At 33.3% G+C, this 21,748-nt stretch carries 18 protein-coding genes and 1 tRNA gene; 4 read left to right on the forward strand and 15 right to left on the reverse strand.

The annotated features are described in order from the left end of the window. The first annotated feature begins 27 nt into the window (after window positions 1-27). Complete coding sequence (locus PMOB_RS02385; protein ID WP_012208303.1) at window positions 28-2,058, forward strand: alpha-amylase family protein; 2,031 nt, start codon at window positions 28-30, stop codon at window positions 2,056-2,058. A gap of 20 nt (window positions 2,059-2,078) precedes the next feature. Here the strand turns inward: PMOB_RS02385 and PMOB_RS02390 are convergent, their stop codons facing one another. The 10 genes from PMOB_RS02390 to PMOB_RS10160 all read right to left on the reverse strand — a co-directional run bounded on the left by PMOB_RS02390 (window position 2,079) and on the right by PMOB_RS10160 (window position 13,024). After that, window positions 2,079-4,217 (reverse strand): RNA degradosome polyphosphate kinase, encoded by a 2,139-nt coding sequence (locus tag PMOB_RS02390; protein ID WP_012208304.1) that lies wholly within the window; start codon window positions 4,215-4,217, stop codon window positions 2,079-2,081. A gap of 14 nt (window positions 4,218-4,231) precedes the next feature. Continuing rightward, window positions 4,232-5,755: a Ppx/GppA phosphatase family protein gene (locus tag PMOB_RS02395; protein WP_012208305.1), complete on the reverse strand. Its 1,524-nt coding sequence runs from the start codon at window positions 5,753-5,755 to the stop codon at window positions 4,232-4,234. 2 nt (window positions 5,756-5,757) lie between these two features. Next, on the reverse strand, window positions 5,758-6,699 hold the full coding sequence (locus PMOB_RS02400) for an ROK family protein (RefSeq protein WP_012208306.1): 942 nt from the start codon (window positions 6,697-6,699) through the stop codon (window positions 5,758-5,760). Between the two features lie 30 nt (window positions 6,700-6,729). Next, window positions 6,730-7,608, reverse strand: a complete 879-nt coding sequence (locus PMOB_RS02405; protein ID WP_041534024.1) for a CHAD domain-containing protein — start codon at window positions 7,606-7,608, stop codon at window positions 6,730-6,732. Continuing rightward, window positions 7,575-8,060: a SixA phosphatase family protein gene (locus PMOB_RS02410; RefSeq protein ID WP_012208308.1), complete on the reverse strand. Its 486-nt coding sequence runs from the start codon at window positions 8,058-8,060 to the stop codon at window positions 7,575-7,577. Before PMOB_RS02410 ends, PMOB_RS02405 begins: the two co-directional genes overlap by 34 nt. Before the next feature lie 31 nt (window positions 8,061-8,091). Next, window positions 8,092-8,841, reverse strand: coding sequence for a hypothetical protein (locus PMOB_RS02415; RefSeq protein WP_155811040.1), 750 nt, complete (start codon window positions 8,839-8,841; stop codon window positions 8,092-8,094). Between the two features lie 146 nt (window positions 8,842-8,987). After that, window positions 8,988-9,062: transfer RNA gene (locus PMOB_RS02420), tRNA-Asn, on the reverse strand. A 40-nt stretch (window positions 9,063-9,102) separates the two neighbouring features. Then, on the reverse strand, window positions 9,103-10,320 hold the full coding sequence (locus PMOB_RS02425) for an anhydro-N-acetylmuramic acid kinase (RefSeq protein WP_012208310.1): 1,218 nt from the start codon (window positions 10,318-10,320) through the stop codon (window positions 9,103-9,105). Window positions 10,321-10,323: 3 nt separating this feature from the next. Continuing rightward, entirely contained in the window at window positions 10,324-11,334 is a 1,011-nt protein-coding gene (locus tag PMOB_RS02430; RefSeq protein WP_012208311.1) for a serine hydrolase domain-containing protein, read from the reverse strand. A gap of 4 nt (window positions 11,335-11,338) precedes the next feature. Then, window positions 11,339-13,024, reverse strand: a complete 1,686-nt coding sequence (locus PMOB_RS10160) for a protein O-GlcNAcase (RefSeq protein ID WP_012208312.1) — start codon at window positions 13,022-13,024, stop codon at window positions 11,339-11,341. A 245-nt stretch (window positions 13,025-13,269) separates the two neighbouring features. On the opposite strand from PMOB_RS10160, the gene PMOB_RS02440 reads away from it, so the two are divergent. Genes PMOB_RS02440 through PMOB_RS02450 form a run of 3 tightly spaced genes read left to right on the forward strand, consistent with a single transcriptional unit; the run spans window position 13,270 to window position 16,244 of the window. Beyond that, the gene (locus PMOB_RS02440) at window positions 13,270-14,532 is read left to right on the forward strand and encodes an ABC transporter substrate-binding protein (RefSeq protein ID WP_012208313.1); all 1,263 of its coding nucleotides are present in this window, start codon (window positions 13,270-13,272) and stop codon (window positions 14,530-14,532) included. A gap of 9 nt (window positions 14,533-14,541) precedes the next feature. Next, window positions 14,542-15,417, forward strand: a complete 876-nt coding sequence (locus tag PMOB_RS02445) for a carbohydrate ABC transporter permease (protein WP_012208314.1) — start codon at window positions 14,542-14,544, stop codon at window positions 15,415-15,417. Beyond that, window positions 15,414-16,244 (forward strand): carbohydrate ABC transporter permease, encoded by an 831-nt coding sequence (locus PMOB_RS02450; protein WP_012208315.1) that lies wholly within the window; start codon window positions 15,414-15,416, stop codon window positions 16,242-16,244. Before PMOB_RS02445 ends, PMOB_RS02450 begins: the two co-directional genes overlap by 4 nt. A 118-nt stretch (window positions 16,245-16,362) precedes the next feature. Here the strand turns inward: PMOB_RS02450 and PMOB_RS02455 are convergent, their stop codons facing one another. From PMOB_RS02455 to PMOB_RS02475, 5 genes are read right to left on the reverse strand one after another with little or no spacing between them, the layout of a single operon-like run. Then, entirely contained in the window at window positions 16,363-17,742 is a 1,380-nt protein-coding gene (locus PMOB_RS02455) for an NlpC/P60 family protein (protein WP_012208316.1), read from the reverse strand. A 3-nt stretch (window positions 17,743-17,745) separates the two neighbouring features. After that, window positions 17,746-19,038: a diaminopimelate decarboxylase gene (lysA, locus tag PMOB_RS02460; RefSeq protein ID WP_012208317.1), complete on the reverse strand. Its 1,293-nt coding sequence runs from the start codon at window positions 19,036-19,038 to the stop codon at window positions 17,746-17,748. After that, entirely contained in the window at window positions 19,025-19,987 is a 963-nt protein-coding gene (locus tag PMOB_RS02465; RefSeq protein WP_012208318.1) for an ABC transporter ATP-binding protein, read from the reverse strand. Before PMOB_RS02465 ends, lysA begins: the two co-directional genes overlap by 14 nt. Beyond that, window positions 19,969-20,916, reverse strand: coding sequence for an ABC transporter ATP-binding protein (locus PMOB_RS02470; protein ID WP_012208319.1), 948 nt, complete (start codon window positions 20,914-20,916; stop codon window positions 19,969-19,971). Before PMOB_RS02470 ends, PMOB_RS02465 begins: the two co-directional genes overlap by 19 nt. 3 nt (window positions 20,917-20,919) lie before the next feature. Further along, complete coding sequence (locus PMOB_RS02475) at window positions 20,920-21,744, reverse strand: ABC transporter permease (protein WP_012208320.1); 825 nt, start codon at window positions 21,742-21,744, stop codon at window positions 20,920-20,922. Between the last annotated feature and the right edge of the window lie 4 nt (window positions 21,745-21,748).

A 21,748-nucleotide genomic window follows, 5' to 3' on the forward strand; every position in this document is an offset into this window, starting at 1 on the left:
ATTTTTATATGAGGAGGGAAGTAAAAGATGCCTATTCTATCTGAACTTAATAAATACTTACAAAGTAAAATCTCACAGGGTAAAGACGATTATGCAATACCGAAAAGATGGATGCCACCTAATTATACCGGTAAAGTTAAACTAGCTGGGAGGAAATTTTTTGTTAATCCCTATGAGTTTATATCCAACATAATCGATAATCTATTAAAAAATGCTGGAAAAGATGTGGATTACAGCAAACCCCTTTCTTTCATTAAAAATGTTAAAGAACCTGATTGGATAAGAACGAGCATACTTTATTCTGCTCACGTACGAGCTACAGCTGCATATGTTCATGATCAAACTACTTTATTCGTTCCAATAGATGAAAAAGGTTATACTGAATCGGGTACATTCCTAAAAATGTTGATGTTAATCCCTTATTTTTCTACGTACAAAGTCGATAGTATATACTTACTTCCAATAACTCAAGCCAGCAGTAAATTTAAAAAAGGTGAAGTTGGTTCGCCTTATGCAGTTAAAAATTTCTTCTCTGTAGAAAAAGATTATCACGACACACTTTTGGAAAATGAATTCACCCCTAATGAAGAATTTGGAGCTTTTGTCGAAGCCGCTCATATGGCTGGAATGAGAGTCTTGTTGGATTTTGTACCAAGAACAGGATCAAGGGACAATGACCTTATTTTAGAACATCCCGAATGGTTCTATTGGATAGATATAGACGAAATGAACGGTTTTGCACCTCCTAAAGTTGAAGGTCTGGGATTTGTTCAACCGAGCAAAGAAAATTTAAAAATTGTGTACAATGACGAACAAGTCAAAAATCATCTTAAAAAATTTAGATGGGATCCAAGAACTCAGAACCCACAAAAATGGGAAAATTTTATAAAACTAAATAAAGACAACCCAGATTTTTTGGATGAAATAGCAAGAGAGTTTAAAGTAATAACCGTTCCAGGATTTTCAGATTGGATAAATGATCCCCAACCAGCATGGGAAGATGTCACTTTCTTAAGACTCTATCTTTCTCATCCAGAAGAAGCTCTAAAATATATAGACGAGACAAATCAACCTCCTTATGTGCTCTTCGACGTAGTTAAATCAAGTTTGTTCCCAGGGAAAGAAAAGAATGCCGAACTTTGGAACCTAATAGCAAATATTATTCCATTCTATCAAAAAAATTTCGGTATAGATGGTGCTAGGTTGGACATGGGTCACGCTCTACCTGATGAACTTGAAGCTGAAATTATAAAAAGGGCAAAAGAATACGACCCTGCCTTTGTAATCATAGCTGAAGAATTGAACATGGACAATCATTTAAAAGCTAAAAAAAGTGGTTACGATGGAATTTTGGGAAATTCATGGTGGGCTGAGCCAAGAATAAAAGAAGGCTGGTTCAAAAAATTCATCTCAGAAGTAGCACCAAAATTATCTTTACCTACATTTGCAACGGCAGAGACACCAGATACCCCAAGAGCGGTTACAAGAGAAGGTGAAGAAACTTTCTCAAAATTGACAGCGGTGGTAAATACTTTCATGCCAAACGGAATAACATTTATAAACTCCGGATATGAGCTTTTTGAACCTCAACCTATGAACACAGGCTTAGATGTAGAAGATCCTGTGGAAGAAAGATTTAAAAATTTACCTTCAACAGATCAATTTTATGGCAAACTCGCATTCTTTGATTGGTATGTCCTACACTGGGATACAGACCATCATATGGTGAAATTACTTTCCTTATTAGGCACACTAAAAGAGGAAGTCAAAGATCTTTTGAAAAATTCTAACAATTACCATTTTATTGATTTTTCTGATGACGCAAGTGCGATGTTTTGGTGGAACGGAGAAAAAGGAGTTGTAATAGCTATCAATACTAACTTTAAAAATCCTTATTTCTTCGATATAGACCTTGGATATTATACCTGGAAAAGTGAGCATAACATACAAACAAAATTGGAAAATTACAGAAGAGGCGAAAGCTCTTGGAACGTTCAGGATGCACATTTAAGAGTAACAATCAATCCAGGGGAAGCCAGAGTTTTTTTTGTATATTAAAAAGGGCTTTTAGCCCTTTTTTACTTTAATTTTGGAAAGTTAAACTTGTCAACTTCTTGCTTTTTTATAAATTTTCTAAACTTTTTCTTTGCTTCCTTCATAAGCTCCTCTTGAACTATAAACAAGCTTGACTTTTTACTGGTAGGCTTTCTATATTCTCCATTCGGTTGTAACTCTCTTGCTTTGAAATTATCCTTTAAATAAAGGTTCAATACATCTATCAATCGTTGCTTCAAATCTTCCTGCTCTATTGGTATCAAGGTCTCAACCCTTCTATCCAGATTTCGAGGCATTAAATCGGCACTTGATATAAATAATTTAGGTAATCCGTTATTTTCAAAATAATATATTCTACTATGTTCTAAATACCTTCCCACTATACTTCTAACCGTTATACCTTCACTGACACCTTTTATTCCAACTTTTAGAGCACATATCCCTCTAACGATCAAGTCAACCTTCACACCAGCCATGGAAGCCTTATATAAAGCTTTTATTATAGATACATCTAGTAAGGAATTAACTTTTATTATTATTTTCCCTTTCCCACCTTTTTTAACTACCTCTATTTCATTATCAATCCATCGTAAAAAAGTTTCCCTTAAACTTGTAGGAGCAACTCCCAACTTTTTCCATGTTGGAGGTTTTGAATACCCCGTTAAGATATTGAACAGAGCCGATACATCTTGAGCATAGCTTTCCTTACAAGTAAAAAAATCTATGTCTTCATATAATTTTGCGGTTATGTAATTGTAATTCCCTGTACTCATATGAACGTATCTTCTGATACCGCTTTCTTCTCTTCTAACAATCAACAAAAGTTTTGCATGTACTTTTAATCCAACAAGTCCATAAACCACGTGGCAACCTGCTTTTTCCAACTCTTTCGCCCATTGGATATTATTTTCTTCATCAAATCTGGCTTTGACTTCTACCACAACGGTTACTTGCTTGCCGTTCTGGGCTGCTCTAATAAGATAATCTATGATTGGGGATCTTTTTCCGACTCTATATAAAGTTTGTTTGATTGCCAACACTTGAGGATCCTCTGCCGCCTGTCTTAAAAAATCTATCACATGCTCAAAAGATTCATAAGGGCGGTGTAAAAGAACATCCTTTTCCCTAATTACCTTAAAGATATCCTCCTTACCATAAAAGCTTGGGGAAGGTTGAGGAGAATAATACTCAAATTTTAAATGCTCATACCCTTCTAAATTAGCTATTTCCATGAGAGAACTTAAATCTAAAAGATTGGAAATCTCATAAATATTATCACTTCTTAAAATTAGCGAATTTACAAGGAAATTCCTCAGGTTCTGCCCCATGTTTTTGGATATTTCTAACTTTACAGGAAAACCTGTTTTTCTTTCTTTAAGTGAACTTTCAATCTCAATTAACAAATCTCTGGCATCATCCTCGTCAATAGAAAGGTCTCCATCGCGTGTGATTCTGAACTCAGAAATCTCAATTACTTTGTATCCACTAAAAAATAAATCAGAATGCATTTTTAAAAGATCTTCAGTTAAAAATAAACACGTACCATCTTTGCAGGGGATTTTTATAAACCTTGGAAAAATCGTCGGTAGTGGTATAAAAGCAAATAACCTTTCCCCTTTATCATCTTCTAACTCAACACCTAGATTTATGCCACTACCCGGTAATATCGGAAATGGCCTACTTTGATCGACTGCCATGGGGGTAACTACGGGAAAAACCGTTGTTTGAAAATAATTATCTAAAAACTCCTTTTTTTCTTCATCAACTTCATTAACTTTGAGAACTTTGATATTCTCCTTTTCTAAAGAAGGTAGTAACTCATTTTCTAAACAATTATATTGCTTTTCCACCATTTCATGGGTTTTTTGAGAAATCTTCGTTAATTGATCTCTAGGAGTTAAGCCTGAAAAATCCGTTCCACTGAAACCAGCTTGAAGTTGTTCCTCCAAGCCAGCCACCCTTATCATGAAAAACTCTTCAAGATTGGATGAGGTTATGGAAAGAAATTTAACTCTTTCTAAAAGAGGATTTGTTGTATCATAAGCTTCCTCTAACACTCTAAAATTGAAATCTAACCAACTCAGCTCTCTATTGTTATAATGTTTGTAATCGTTCAAATCAATCTTCTTTTCTTTAGTTTTGTTGCTGCTAGTTTTTGCCATAAAATTTCATTCCTTTATACTTTTTTTAATAACTCTGGAAGTATTCCAAACACTTCCAAAAAGAAGTTGTCCTTTCTTTTCAATGCCCACTCTTCCAACAAAGTTTCTTTTGGTGAATGAGTAGTTATACTCAGACGATTACCCTTCAAATTGATTTCAATATCTCCCAATTTATTTTCATGAGCGACATCTAAGGCGTCAGCAAGCCTCAATATGGCAAGCATCTTTGTTATCAAAATCTTATCAGGTATGTTTTCCAGCTGTGATGAATAATCATCAATCTCCAAATCTTGGGCACTGTGGAAGTAAGCGATCCTTGATACAATGTCCAATTCTCTTGAAGTTAAACCTATAATCTCTGAACCTTTTATTATGTTATACGAATGCAAATAATGTCTCTTAATATTTACATATTTTCCAATATCGTGTAAGATAGCAGCCACTTGCAAAAGGAGTCTATGTCTTTTGCCTAACTGATGAACTGGTTCTAAAGCATCAAATAATTTCATCGCATATTTTTCTACTGTTTGGCTGTGAGTCTCCTCATAGAAATATCTTTTACCAATATTTCTAGAAGAAATGATCGTACTCTTTTCCAGTAAATTAAAAAATCTTCTATATTTTCTGCTCAACAACCGTTGAAATAACAAGCTCCTACTTAAATTAACCTTCGGAAAAACCAATATATTTTCAGCTCCAGATACTTCTAAAAGCAATCGATAAAAAGCTAAAGCTGATAACAACGAATTCGCTTTACTTTCAGAAATATCGTATTCTCTTGATAATTCGGTGGCATTCTTTGATTTCAAATTCTGGAAAAGTTCATTCAACTCCTCTTGGGGAATGTTTAATACTTCTTCCTCATTTTTCCCTAAAAGTCCAGCTAAAAACTCGATTTCATTGCCACAAGTTACAAAGGTTTTGATCTTTTTATTACTAAGCCAAACCTTGATAGGCTGATAAAATGTGTTTAAATACTCTCTGATTAAATTACTATAGTGCAAGGTGTTTTCTTCCAACTCCCTAAGCATCTCAGAGACTTTAACAGAACCTATTTTTATATTTTGAGAGCTGTCTATTAAACCCTTAGAATACGTTGCTAATCCCATACTTCCAGTCCCTATGTAAACGAATAAAATATCATCCCTTTTGTACTTTTTATATTTTTCAAAGTTTCTTATCAATTCCATGTAGATATGTGATTTTTCTTCGTAGTCATCTAAAACATCGATAGTAAAACCTGTTCTTGTTTCGATCTGATCCAAAATAAAATCTAAATTTTCTGCTTCTCTCAAAGCGGTGGTGCCTACTACCTTCAATTTACTTGCTCCATATTCCTCCGCTACCCTTTTGAATCCTAAAAGTTTTTTACTTAGGATCTCCACTTTTTCAAAAGATATCCTTCCTGTTGTGAAGGTATCTCTTCCCAAGAATAAGGGGTAATCCAAACTTTCTATTATATCGATATCATCTTGATCGTTCTGAGCAATATCAAAAGATATATTTTCTGTTCCTATGTTTATAACACCTGCTACCATTGTTATACACCTACTTTTTCTTTAACAAGCGAAAAAGCCCCATACAAGCATGCATCATCTAGCAATTGTGATAGTTTAAACTCACAACACTCGAAGATATGAGGTATAGAGTACTGCTTGGCTGTTTCAACTACTATAGGCATCAATTGTTCTCCTAAAGCCTCCATTACTCCCCCTCCTAAAACGATAACTTCAGGATTTAATAAATTAATGATGGAACCAGCATTTATTCCTATATACCTTGCGGCGTCGTTTAAGATATTTCTTATTAGATCGTCCCTTTGATCATAAGCAGCTTTTAAAGTAGAACTTTTCACTATGCCTTTCAAATCACTATTTTTTATTAAGGTCTTTTCGCCTCTCTCTTTTTTTCTAACTATTTCTCTTTGGATAGCTACTTTAGAAGACAAACTTTCCAAACAGCCACGAAGATTACAACCGCAAAGAGGTCCTTCAGGGTACACATTCATGTGTCCAATCTCAGCAGCAAAATTGAATGAACCTTTATATAATGATTCATTCAATATTAAACCGCCTCCAATTCCAGTTCCTACAAAATAACCTACGGCATTTTTTGCTCCTTTAGCGGCACCAAACTTCCATTCCCCATACATACTCGCATTGGCATCATTTTCTATAATAGTTTTGATGTTGTACTCTTGCTCAACAAAATCGACTACATTAAATTCATTCAAAGGCATGTTAGGAGTAAAGGTAATTTTTCCATCTTTTATAACCCCCGGTACCCCTATCCCTATCCCTTTTACATCTTTATTTTCTGTCAGCAGGGAATCTAAAACTTTCTTCAATTGTTCGACAACTTTTTCTTTGCCTTTTGAACTTTTGGAACTCTTTTTTTCCGTCTTCAATTTGTTACCTTTCTCATCGAATAAAGTCCCGAGTATTTTAGTTCCCCCTATGTCTATCCCAATCCAATTGCTCATTTTTTACACCCCTTTTTATAAGATTCAAATTTAAGCCTCTTGACTAGAAATATTGTTGCATAACTTTTCAAAAATCTCGTTCACATCAACGTTAATCTTTCCTTGTATTTGGGTTAGTTCCTTATCCATTTCTTTTAATAACGCAATGACATTATCTCCTTGAATTTTTTTTACCAACTTTTTCTTTAAAACAATCAAATCATGATGAGTCCCCAAAATATCTTGAATCTGCTTAAACATGTCTTCTTCAGGTAAAGTTTTACCTTTCAACTCCCCTAATATCTCTATTTTATAACGCAGATCTTTAACCTTTATCCTTATTTTATGCAGTTTTTTATCGTCACTTTTATCGGTATTTTTAAACTCTTCATAAACTTCCTCAAATTCTTTTGTGTAAAGATTGGCAAAATAAGGCTTATTTATCTGAAAATTTTGTATAAAATCAAACACCAAGAAGCTTAAACAACTTTCTAGTAGATGATCTAACTTTGAGATTTTTAAAGATTTTAAATAACTTTTAACCTTCTCCTTCTCTTTACTGTATTTTTTCTCGAAATAATCGATTATTTCATTATTTTGCCCTTCAATTTTTAAAAGAAAGTCTATGTGAACTTGATAATCTCTTGATTTATTGCTTTTTTTTAATATCTTATTTACTTTTTTCTTAGCTTTCTTAGAGCTTTCGCGTTTTGAAAATCCTTCCAAAAAATCTATACTTGCTTCTATCCTTCTACACGATGTTCTCATGTCGTGAACAGTATCGACACCCTCTTCATCTAAAACATTAGAGATGTTTTTTAGAAGACGGTTTTTCATCTTTTCAAAATATTCGATGTACTCTTTCAAAAACATCCATGGATTTACTAAAATATCGTTTAAGAGCTTAGTGACTTCGGATCCACCATCCATTTTAATTTTCCTTTCCCAGATAAAATATCATCGAATGATTCTCCTTCAATACAAATTACTCCGGCCTTTCTCAAATGCAAATCATCACCTGTTAATTTTTTTGCAAGTTCGTCAAAAGTTGGATTGTGTCCAAACATGATCACATTGTTATATCCCTTTGTAATATTTGAGATTTTTTCAATTATCTCTTCTACTTCTCCTTCATACAATAATTCTTCTTCTACTATCTTTGGCTTAGATTCAAAAGACTTTGCAAAGATTTCTGCTGTTTCTTTTGCCCTTAAAGCAGGAGAGGTAATCAAAAGATCAACCTTATTTGCGGCTTTAGTAACATATTCAGCAACTTCTTTAGCATCGCTCTTACCGACTTTTGTCAACTTCCTTTCAATATCATCAATTTCCACGGATCTTTTTTCTGCTTTAGCGTGCCTAACTATTATTAGGTTTTTCATATGCAAACATTCCTCCTCGTATAAACGGTTTTTAAAAAGAATTCACATAATCTCTTAAAGTTGATCCGATTCTTTCTAATAAGGAATCCATATCACGAGTTTTGTTCAATCTTTTGAGAGTATTCCAAAAAATATATATTCCAGTAAGACTACCTATAAAATTCCCAATAAAATCCGTCATTGTATCGAAAAGGCTGTCCTCTTGAGCTATTCTGTATCCAGGATAATCTCTAAAGATTAAATCCGAAATAAACTCTCCTATTTCCCAAAACACTCCTAGTGTCATAACAATAGAAAGAGTAATAACAAATACTTTTAGAAAGAAAAAAGACATTTTCATCCTAGTCCAGATTAGTTCAGAGCCCATTACTAAGGGATATATAAGAAATGAAAGCCAAATACCTCCTGTAAAATGAAGAATAAAATCGTAAATTTCAAAGCGATCATAAAATTGATACCACATACCAAATACACTATGTAAAGAAATTTGTATTATTGTTACTGTACGTATTTCTTCAAGAATCGTAGATTTTGTTACCCATTCAAAAACCCAAGTTAAATAAACTCCAAAAGCACTTAAAAGGTATCCTAAAAAATGTGGTAAGTTAAAATCCCAAATGCTTCCTATAATAGGGATAAATACAACAAAAGAAAAAAACAAGTTAATAGTTCTTAAAACAGAATAAACCGTTGAACTTGAAGTAAACAAGGTTTCTTTCACCACAGGATCTCTTACCAAAAAGTGATGAATTTTGTCAAATTCTATTTTTGCTTTTTTCAATGTTTTCGAAAATCTTGGTGTAATTGATATCACCTCATTTTAAGTTTTTGCATATTCTATAATTTATTTCAATTATACCATTTAGATACAAAAACAAAAAAAGCAGCGAAATAATTCGCTGCTATGAGGGGATGATACGACTATGGTGGCTCCGGGTGAGGGATTCGAACCCCCAACCTAGTGGTTAACAGCCACCCGCTCTACCGTTGAGCTAACCCGGAAAAAATAAAATACTTTCAAAATCCAAAAATGATTATATCATCAAAATGGTGTTTTGTCAATATTTTTATTTTTATCTACGGGGGCTACTTCACCAAGGGTAACAAACCTTTTGGCTCCAGTTATTTGAGGTACATTATTTTTTCTTTCTTTGTAAGTTTGATAAGCTATCACTGCAAACGCTACCGCTTCTTTAGCGTCACTTGAAAAACCTAATTCTTCGAGCACCATCACGGAAGCTTTTTTGCTTATCATCTTTTTTGCATAATCTTCTATCATCGATACCAAAGTAGGATTATAACTTCCTCCACCAGAGATTATAACTTGGTCTATGTTAGTACCTATAAATCTTAAGTAAGCATCGACAATCGATTTAGCTGTAAAAGCTGTTACGGTTGCAACAATATCTTCGTCGTTTAATTTCATACTTTTTCCTTTGTTTATCACCTCTTTAGCATAATTTAACCCAAAAACTTCTCTTCCTGTTGTTTTGGGAGGTTCTTTTTTTATAAAAGGATGAGCCATTAGATCAGCTAAAAGAGCCTCAGAAATCTCACCTCTTTCACTAATCCTTCCATCTTTGTCATAACTTTGTTCTCCATTGGTTAGAATTTGAACTACGCCGTCTATAAGCATATTTCCTGGGCCTGTGTCAGTACCTTTTATATCTTCTAACTTGGATTTTTTTGGTATATAGGTGAAGTTTCCTATTCCTCCAATATTTTGCATAACCCTGTTGTAATAATTACTTTTGAACAAAATATAATCAACATATGGTACAAGTGGTGCACCTTGCCCTCCCGCTGCGATATCTCTCGCCCTAAAATTGCTAACGGTGGTAACTTGAGTTCTTTCTGCTATTACACTAGCTTCACCTATTTGAAGCGTGGAAATAAAATCATCACTCACATAATGGTAGATAGTTTGACCATGGGAACCTATTAAACTAACATCTTGCATATTCAAACCTTTTGATTCAACAACCTCTTTGGCGGCTTGAGCAAACAATTCTCCAAGCTCGAAATTCAATCTGCAGATTTTATCTACGCTACCAGTTGCAGGGTCGGAACATTCTAAAATTTTCCCTCTCATTTTTTTACTATAAGGTGTATTTATAAAATTAACAACCTTTACATTTAACTTTTGCTCACCCTGTTCTGTTATTTCAACTAGTGCAGCATCTATTCCATCCACTGACGTCCCTGACATTAAACCTATAACCAACATAATATCTTCTCCTTTTACTTCTAAAGTGTTCATTTATTAATGATCTTTTCGAAAAATTATATTATTTATCTTATTTCTTATCACATTCAATTCAGGTTTTTTTAAGAATCTATCGTAATAAACAGAATTTGTCAAAAATATTGAAAATAACCCGTCTTTTCTAATCCAAATGGATGTACCTGTAAAACCATTGTGGCCGAATCCTGTACTATCAAGTGAGTATTGGCATCCTGCAACAGGTGGAGCCATCCAGGCTATATGAGTAGCATTTTCCCCTCTTTTTACCACAGTAGTGGTAAAAAGATCTAAAGTGTCTTTTGAAACTATTTCCCCATTTAACAAACTGATTATGAAAATCCTTAAATCACTTGCATTAGAAAACAAACCTGCGTTACCACTCACTCCACCTAAATAGTAGGCGAGTTCATCCTCGACCACACCTTTTAACCTTTTACCTTCTCGGATAGATGTGGATACGGCTTTATCTTGATTCTTTGGGTTGAAACAAGTATTTTCCATCCCTATTTTTTTAAAAATACCTTCAACATACTCTTGGTAATTCTTTTGAGTAACTTCTTCAACAATTTTCATCAGTGTTATGAAATTCAAACAAGAATATTCGTAACACTTGTAAGGGTTTTCTTGGGGCTGAATATTGATTATGTGCTTAAGCAACTCTTCTCCTCGATACTCTTCCCATAGATTTGAATAAGCTTGCATTCCAGAAGTATGAGTTAATAATTCAAAGATAGTAATTTCGCTTTTTGGACTACTTACCTCTATGAATTTGCCTATTTTATCTTCCAATTTTATTTGATTTTCATCTATTAGTCTCATAACTGCGGTTGCAGTTCCAACCACTTTGGTAACACTTGCTAAATCAAAGATATCCTCTTCAGTAAGTCTTTCTTTTTCATCTTTTGTTCCGAAAGTATTTTTATACAATATTTTTTCTTTTTTACCTATTAAAATGGATGCCCCTGTATACACATTATTTACTCCCGATGAAACAATTTCGTTTAAAGATTCGATATCTTTGTCTTTCAAATCATCACTTCCCTTCGAAATCTTCTATAAATCTTTCTAAAATACCATCACAAACAACATAAGAACCTAATCTATCTACTTCAATTTTTATCTCAACTTTTTCATTAGAACTAAGCAGTTTACTAGCGATTTCTGCAAGCTGGGAAAGCTTTTTTAACCACGGTTGTATATCTTCATATAATTTTTTATCTTTCATATATTTCAATTTTCTATCAAGATTGCCCAACCTCTCCAAGTATTCTTTTAGCTCTTTTCCCTTATTCAAAGGATCTTTTCTGAATTCTTTTATTAGACTTTTCAACTTAAAGGATGTCTCCTCAAAAATTCTCGATTTTAGAAAATTTTCACTGAATAATTTCATATCTTCAAAAAAGTCTGACCCTACCAAATTAAAAATAGATTTGTTCCAAGACCGCCAAGGATCGTAACCTTGTGAATTCCAAAGATAATCAGCTATTGTTTGTTCTGCAAGCATCGATGCATATGGCTGATTCATCGGATTTGAGATAACCCCTTTTACTCTTGAAATGCATAAGTCGTTTTCTCTGTTCATTAACGGGGCTAAGAAAAGTTCGCCTTGATCTGCATCGTTTACCGGATAATTATCCCATAAGATCAAATCATGACCGAACTGGTTTGAAATCTTATCTGCGTTTTTTCTACTTACTCTTTTTGACCATACACCATTCCCTGTCCATATTACAGGAATTTCAGGATTTAAGTGTTCTTTCATCGTCCTTCTGTACATCGAATCCTCTTCCTGCCAATATTCCGTTGGACAGAAGTACAGGTTAACCTCTGAATCTTTCCCCTTTAAAAACTCGAATAACTTGTTTGCTATATATGTCTGAGCCAAACCGTAATTCCCTTCAAACTTTTTTTCATCCTCTTCGTAATTCAATTTTTCAGGGATATCATCGAAAAGAATAGCAAATTTTTTTACACCTTTACTTAAAATTTCATAGTATTTTTTGCACAATAAATCAAACTCTTTTTGATCGCTAAATTTCATGCTAAGTCCTGGGCTTACACAAAACACAAAATCGACAAAATTGTCTTTTGAGACTTTTATTAACTCATCTATTTTTTCCATTTCTTCCTCTGGATAATCCTCTCGCCATTTTTCCCTGTGATATGGATCGTCTTTTGGAGCGTACCAATAGGTATTCATTTTATTTCTTCCACAAAAATTTATCATATCCAATCTGTTTTCATGGCTCCATGGTTCCCCATAAAAACCTTCAATTACTCCTCTCATTTTAAAAGAAGGAGAATCGAATATCTCTACTACTGGTAGAATTTTGTTTTCTAAGTCAATAAGTTGTTTTAGAGTTTGTAATCCATAAAAAATACCTTTCTTTGATTTTGAAAAGATTTTAACCGTCCTATTTTCTTTTTCGACTTTAATCAAATAGCTTTCTAAATCCATAATATCGATACTTAACTCTATATCATTGCTTTTGATAAATTCATTTAAGTCCTTTTCAGAAGGAGAAATAAAAGATTCTATTTTTAAGTCGGAATAAACTGGGTCTATTACAAAGACAAAATCTTCACTCGGAAAAATCTTAATAAAGCTTTCTTCTTCGAAATTTTTCAAAATAGAAAGCTTCGAACTTTCAAAGTGAATATTTGCACCTTCATAGAATAATTTTTTTGGTTTTGGATTTAATCTGAGAAACAAATCCATTAAAACTCCTCCATTCAAATATGAAATAAATACTGTTTTTAAAAATTCTATAACTTGATTTAGCGCCCCTTCGCCCCGCTCCCCACCCTTTTTTTATTTCTAAAATATTTTAATATGGAATAAAGTAATTACTTTATTATCAATAATTGTTTTTTGTATTATATCATGTTTATTTTTAAAATGTTCATCTTTTTCGCAGATATGATATAATTATACAAAACTTATTAAACTAGGGGGTGTGTTTTATGAAAAAATTACTTGTTTTAATGTGTGTTTTGATTGTTAGTTTGTTCGTTTTTTCTGAAGAAGTTATAACTTTGAATTTAATTGAAGCCTTTTCAAGCCCCTACAGAACACCTACCTTAAACAACATAATACAAATGTTCGAGACTTTGAATCCTGGAGTAAAAATTAATGTTATCTCTCCACCATACGAAACAGCCTATCAAAAGATCAATTTAATGGTAAGTACAGAACAACCACTTGATATTGTAGAGATAGGCGACTGGGATTTAAGTGCATTAGCTGCTATGGGGAAATTAGAAGATTTGACTCCCTATATCGAGTCCTGGCCTGAAAAAGATGACATGGTCGAAGGAGTTTTAGAAGCCGCCAGCATTTACCAAGGTATCCCTTATTTGTTACCTCACGGCATTTTTGTAAAAGCACTCTTTTACAGACCAGATATTTTAGCAAAATACGGGATTGAAAACTATCCAAAAACAATGCCTGAATTGTACGAAATATCAAAGACATTAACAGAATCCGGCAAAAATCAGTATGGTTTCGCATTTAGAGGTAAGGGTTATCCAACCGCGTTTATTGATATTGTTATCACTTCATTCTTTGATGATATAGATCCAAACAATATGTATTTAACTAAATCTGGTGAAATTATTTTTGAAGATCCAAGGGCTGTAGAAGCGTTAAATTTCTATGTTAGTTTGTATAAAGACACATCTCCAAAAGATTCAATTAACTGGGGATGGGATGAACAAGTTAATTCGTTTGTTTCTGGCATAACACCTCTATTATTTCAAGATCCTGACACCACTGGCATGCTAAACGAAATGCTTCAACCAGGCCAATATAAAACTGCCCCACTTCCCCTAGGAACAAGTGGAAAAGCTTACCCTTCCTTTGGATTCGTTGGCTGGGGAATTCCTACATATTCAGAACATAAGGATTTGGCTTGGAAATTCATTAAATTCGTTGCTTCAGCTGAAATAAACGGATATTGGAGCAAGAGTTATGGTGCTTTACCAGTATTAGAATCAGTTTATACGTACGATTCATATTTCAGCTCAGAAATTTTCGAAGGTTGGACCAGGATGTTTGACGATCCCGAACATTATCAATTTACTCAGTACCCCTTAGATAATGAAAACTGGGGAAAGTGGAATGAATTCCAGGAAAAAACAATGCAGCAGGTGTTGCTCGGGCAACTTTCTGTGGAAAGTTGCTTAAAACAATGGACTGACTTTTGGAAAGATGCAGGCATTAAATAGGTGGTTTAATTGAAACGAAGAAAATTCATTTTTTTCTTGTTATTACCCACTTTGTTATTAATATCTTTTATCATTTTATACCCCACTATCAGTGGGGTAATGTTGTCTTTTAAAAATTACTCCCTTTATAACTTCCAAAACATTGAATGGATAGGCTTTGAAAATTTTAAAGCCATTTTTTCCGACCCTTTTTATATAGATACTATTTGGAACACTTTGGAATGGGTTTTATTCTCTGTGCTTTTCCAGCTAATCTTAGGTTTTATTTTAGCTCTTTTAATGAAAGAGCCTTTTAAAGGTAGAGGCATATATGCAGGATTAGTCTTTTATCCATGGGCAATCTCTGGATTTGCCATAGGCTTAATATGGTCATGGTTGTTAAATGGTCAATTTGGGGTGATCAATGATATATTAATAAAAATTGGAATTATTGAAGAAAACATTAGTTTCCTTTCGGATCCTTCGTTAGCAATGTTTTCTGTTATTTTAGTGAATGTTTGGTATGGAATACCTTTTTTTGCCATTATGATTTTAGCAGCCTTACAGTCTGTCCCTGATTCTCTTTACGACGCTGCGGAAATCGACGGCGCAGGTTACTTCACAAAGCTTTTTAATATCACTATACCTTATATAAAACCTACTCTGATAAATACCATTTTATTGAGAACTATATGGGTTATGAATTTCCCTGATATCATTTACGGCATGACACGTGGTGGACCTGGTGGAAGTACTGAGATTTTAGCTGTAAAGATGATAAATACCGTTTTTTATGAATCAGACTATAGTAAAGCCGCAGCACATGGTGTAGTTATCATTTTAATTCTTTTCATTTATACTATGATGTACTTAAAATTAACTTCTAAACGGGAGTTTAGCCTATGAAGAAAAAAATTTTGCCTAAATTTATACGTATAATTTTACTATCTATGTTTTTTATTTTTGCAAGTTTCCCGTTATATTGGATTATACTAACTTCGTTAAAACCACCCCAAGAAATATACTCCTTTCCAATTAGGTATTGGACAAATAATCCTACTCTATTAGGGTACAAGAGATTATTTGAATTCGTCAATTTTAAAAGGTATTTTGTAAACAGTATTTTCGTATCTTTAGGCGCTTCCTTTGTTTCAACAATATTTGCCATGCTAAGTGGGTATATACTTTCAAGAAAAGAATTCAAATGGAAATATCCTATTATATTATTTTTATTTTTTTCTCAGATGATCCCAACTTATTTAATCATGGTTCCACAATATACAATGTTTTCAAATTTAAATTTAATCAACAAACTAATCAGCTTAGTAATAATTTATAGTGGTTTTGGAGCTGCTTTTAGTACAATAATGGCTAAGGGTTTTTTTGATAGAATTCCAAAAAGTATCGAAGAAGCTGCTTTAATTGACGGATGTAATGAAATCCAATCTCTATTTAAAATCACTATTCCCTTAATGTTACCTGGTTTATCGGCTATTCTTAGTTTTTCTTTTGTAAATAACTGGAATGAGCTGTTTACTGCTGTGATGTTTTTAAACACCTCCGACAAATATACCGTACCTGTTGGGCTATATTCTATTGTATCAAAGGCAGGTGTTCAGTGGAATGTGCTGGCTGCTGGAATTGTGATCGCTCTTTTACCAACAATTATAGTATTTTCGATCTCTCAAAAGTATATTATTGCAGGCCTTACACAGGGAAGTTTAAAAGACTGATAAGGATTTTAAAACAATCATTTCTTCTTTCACCAAAAAAGCTTTAGGAAAAAACTAAAAAAATTTCAAAAAATATGCTTCACCCAAAAAGATAGAAAAATATAAGCTCTGATAATTTTTATATTTTATTAAGGCCTTGTGTGATTTTTACAGCCGATGAAAGAGAGTCCAAATAAGTAGTTCTCGTACCTAAAGTATAAGCAGAAAGAGGCATAATAAATGTACCATGAATATCGAAACTCTCAAAATCTCCATTAGTTTTTTTCTCTTTAAAGCCCGCCCCTTGATGTATTACATAGTATTCATTTCCAAATTTACCTAAATACATCATCACGTGACCTTTCATAAAAAGAATATCCCCGGTTTTTAAACCATCTAAAATTATTTTCCTTTCCTCTGTTTGCTGAGGAAAAGAAGTTCTTTCAGCAGGAGTCATGATTTCTTGATACTTAGTATCTCTTGGCAAATATATTCCAAAACACTTAAATATATCCATTATGAAACGTGAACAATCTCTATTGTAATCGCTCCCTCCCCAGCCATATCTTTCACCAACCATTTTAAACGCTTGTTTAATTAAATTTCTCTGGTTGAAATCAAGGAAAGAAGTTTTTACTTCTTTTGCCGAAGAAACTGGAAAAATCCCATATGTTTCATTGTCCAATCTATTTTTAAGAGGGATTTTTATCGGATAACACCCTTCAGGAAATAGGGTGTTCATTTCAAAATAAAATTTTTTTGTTTCATTTTCATCTGCTAGAACTAACTTATCTCCCATCTGAAAACGAAATTTACCAATGGTAGGCAACTCTTCGGTGCAAACTTTACTTTCCATCAATATTAGAGTTCTTGTTGATTTATTGTAATCAAAAAATTCTTTTTTAGAAACTTCAATTAAACTTTTTCTGTTTATCCATCCTGAATAAAAAGAGCTCTGAACAAAATACCAATTCAGTTTAAAACTTCTTCTGTATATTAAAATCGGTTCTCCTGGTGAAAGAGTAGTGAGCCTGGTAATATCATGAAAAGGATAATTTGGTGTTATTCCCAATGGATATTTAAAAGGGATCGATTTTAGGCCACTTCTATTGGTTATTAAGCCAAAAGATATCGGAATATCCGCAGAAATCCCCTTTTTGAAATCTCGAAAGTTTGAAAGGAACTCTTTTAATTGATATTTATTCAATGGTTTTATTTTTTCACTATCTTTGAAAAATAAATTTTCTTGCATTAATTTTTCTAAATCTTCCATCGACATTATCTTTTCAATTTCGTTTATAAAATCATCTGATGTTACTTCTTTTTTAGAATCAGAGAAAACATAATAATAGTTTTCTAAATGAGATTCAACCATCTTCTTATATAGAAGATGGTTGAATGATTTTATTTCATATTCATCCACCAAAATTTCATCGGGGTTATGCAACCTATCAATCCAAAAATCTGGATCATATAACCTTTTATCTTTTAAATGAGTACATATAAATTCACTTACCATTCTTTATCTCCATTCGCTATTTTCGATATCCCTTTTTATCAAATCATCGTAAACTTCTCTTCTTGTTATCAGCTTATGTTTCCCATTCTTGACTAAAACAATGGCGGGTTTTAGAAAACCATTATAATTATTTGACATCGAATTGGTATAATCTCCAGTAGATGGGATCGCTAACAAATCTCCAGGTTTTATTTCTGGAAGACAAGTCTCTTCAATCAAAATATCTCCTGATTCACAGGCCCTACCAGCTATTGTAACCTTTTCTAAGTTGATTGTATCTTTTGGCCGATTCGCAATAAACACCTCATATTTTGCACCATATAATGCAGGCCGAATATTATCAGCCATGCCTCCATCAACAACCACATATTTTTTATTTTCTGTTCTCTTGATTGTGCCAACAGTGTACAGTGTGGTTCCAGCGCTAGAAATAATATATCTACCTGGTTCTACTATTATTTTTGGAGAAGGATAATGAAATTTACTTGATAAAAATCTAACTTCTTGAATGACTCCTTTTATAGCCTCCTGAATATCTATAGCTTTTTCAAAAGTCGAGTGCGCTACACCGAATCCTCCACCAATATCAATTTCTGGTAAAACAGCCCCTGTTTCTTCTCTTATTTTGTTCAAAAGATCAAAAAAAGTCTTTACTAACTCCACATAAGGTTCTGCCTCGTTTATTTGAGAACCTATATGTGCATGAATACCTTTTATCTCCAAATTTTCAGAATTTTTGATGGATTTAATAAGTTTCAACATGTCATCAAAAGACATCCCAAATTTGGAATCTTTTTGACCGGTTGAAATATACTTATGAGTGTCTGGAGTAATGTTGGGGATAACCCTAAAATAAATTTTTGCCTTTTTTCTTAATCTTTTACTGATCCTTTCAATGTTTCTAAATTCATCTTCATTATCAACTATAATGTGACCTACATCATTCTCTAGAGCCATAACTAATTCTTCGTTAGTCTTACTGTTTCCGTTAAAAAAAATTTTGTTTGCAGGAAAAGAACTATGAAAGGCTATATACAGTTCTCCACCCGAAACCACATCTAAAGACACATTTTCACTTTGTAAAATTCTACAAAGCTCTGTATTCAAAAATGCCTTCGAAGCATAAGCGATTTCATAATTAGTATAATCAGCACTCTCGAAGGCACTTTTTAACCTTTTGATATTCTCCCTAATTTGAGCTTCATCCAATACTAATAATGGAGTACCATACTCGTTAGCTAAGTGAGTACTTTTTACCCCAGAAATTTCCAATACACCATCTTTATCTATTTTCATACAAAAAACATCTCACTTTTCTGTTATCTACCTGAAAGTATTGGGGTAGATAATTTTTACATTTTTCCATAGCAAAGGGACAACGAGGTTCAAAAGGGCAACCCTTGGGAAGATTAATTAAATCTGGTACTTCTCCAGTATTTCCTAACTTTTCTGAAGTTATTTTGTCTGGATCGGGTGCGGCTTTCCTTAGTAATTTTGTGTAAGGATGTAATGGGTCTAATACTACTTCATCCGCTGTTCCTTCTTCCATTATCATACCTGCATACATCACGGCTATTCTATCTGAAATGTATCTAGCAGCTGCTAAATCATGAGTTACGTGAATATATGTTGTATCTAAATCATCTCTAATTTTCAACATTAATTTCATTATACCCGCTCTAATGGAAACATCTAACATAGAAGTAGGTTCATCCGCCAATATTACAGAAGGCTTTGTAACTATGGCCCTTGCAATAACTACTCTCTGCCTTTGACCTCCAGATAGTTCGTGAGGATATTTATTGATAAAGTTTTCTACTGGCGTAAGTTCAACCTCTTCAAGAACTTCTTTTATCCTTTGGTTTACTTGTTCAAATTTATGAAGTTCAAGAGGTCTTTTTAATATTTGATACACTCTTTTTACTGGATTGAGGGAAGAGAAAGGGTCTTGAAAGATCATCTGAATCTGTTCTCGGAATTTTAATTCTTCATTCCTCTTAAATTTTTTAGGAATTATTTCACCTTTGAATTTTATACTTCCGTTGTTTTCCAAGTAAACACGAGATAATACCCTTAACAAAGTAGTCTTACCTGACCCACTTTCTCCAACTATTGAGATGATTTCTTTTGGAAAAACATCCAAATAAATATTTCTCAGAGCATGGACATATTGAGTTTTAAATCCTTTTCTAACAGGAAACTTCTTTGTTACATTATCAAAAGATATTACCGGGGAAAATGACATGCAACCCACCTCCCCGGAGTAACCTCTTTAAATTCTGGTTTTTTATCACATAAATCTTTTCTGTATTTGCACCTTTCTTTAAATGGACATCCTTTTATTTCTTTTGAGAGATCTGGTATTCTACCAGGTATTCCTTTATATTCTTTTGATACATCCGTTAACTTTGGAAAAGAATTTATTAATCCTTCAGTATATGGATGCAATGGGTTTGAATATACAGCTTTAGTAGGGCCTATTTCAACCATTTCTCCTGCATACATGATTGAAATCCTTTTTGATAGCTCAAATAACAAAGATATGTCGTGGGTTACAAAAATAATTGAAAATTTATTTTTGCTCCTTATCTCATCTATTTGTTCCATAATAGACCTTTGAACGACAACATCTAGCGATGTAGTTGGTTCATCCATTACCACTAATGAAGGAGAAAAAACTAAAGCCATTGCTATAGCCACTCGTTGTTTCATTCCTCCAGATAATTGATGGGGATAACTTTCCATTCTTTCTTTTTGAATTCCAACCATGTGTAAAACTTTTTCAACCATACCTATCGCTTCACTTTTTGAGTAGTTACTATGTTCGAATATTACATCCATAATCTGATCTTTTATCTTATAAACAGGGTTTAAAGCATTCATTGCGCTTTGGGTGACTAACGAAAATTCTACCCATCTTTTCTTTCTGAGCTTTTCTTTATCCATTTTTAGAATATTTTCACCCTTATATATAATTTCTCCTCCAAAAATTTCACCTGGTTTTTTTAAAAGTTTGAGCATAGAAAAAAGTAAAGTAGATTTACCACATCCTGATTCACCGGCTATTCCTAAGAAGTCATCCTCTTCCACGTTGAAACTTACGTTTTTAACTGCCCTCACTATTTTATTGTTGCTTCTATATCCAGCATTTAAATTTTTGACTTCTAAAAGCACTACTCACACCCCTCTTAGTCTTGGATTTGTAATCTCATCAATAGAGAAATTAAGCAAAGCAAAACTGGCACCTAATGTTGCTATAGCTGCTCCAGGAGCCAAAACCCAGCCCCATGAATTATTTAATAGGGCACTGCTGTTTTGGGCCCAATACAACATTGTTCCCCAGGTTATAGAACTAACATCTCCAAATCCAAGAAATTCTAATGAAGCTTCACCAACAATCGCTGTTAAACAAGCCATAAAAAAGTTAGAAGAAAGCAAAGAAAACATGTTTGGCATGATCTCAGAAAAGATTATTCTTCCACTTTTTTCACCTGTTATTTTTGAAGCAAGGATGAACTCGCGACCCCTCATTGTCAGCGTTTGTGATCTTATAACCCTTGCTCCAGGAGCCCAACTTGTGAATGCTATTACTAAAATAATAGGTACAACTCCCCTAATTCTTATGTAAGAAGCTATAACTATCATTAAAGGCAAACCCGGAATTACCATAAAAACGTCTATTATTGTGGAAAGTATCCTATCAACTAATCCTCCAAAATATCCAGCTGTCATCCCTATTAATATCGAAATACTCGTCATCAAAGCCCCTGTTGAAAGCCCAACTATTAAAGAAAGCCTCGTTCCATAAATCAATTGAGATAATATGTCCCTTCCCATCCTATCAAGCCCTAACGGATGATTAAAGGTAGGCTGACTATATGGGGGTCCTACAAAATCGTTGGGATTGTAAGGTGCAAAAAAAGGAGCAAATACAGCTACTATAACAAAAAATAATATTATTGATAACCCCACAATGGCTTTTTTGTTTAGCTTTTTTATCATATAC

The organism is Petrotoga mobilis SJ95 (assembly GCF_000018605.1).
Lineage (GTDB): Bacteria > Thermotogota > Thermotogae > Petrotogales > Petrotogaceae > Petrotoga > Petrotoga mobilis.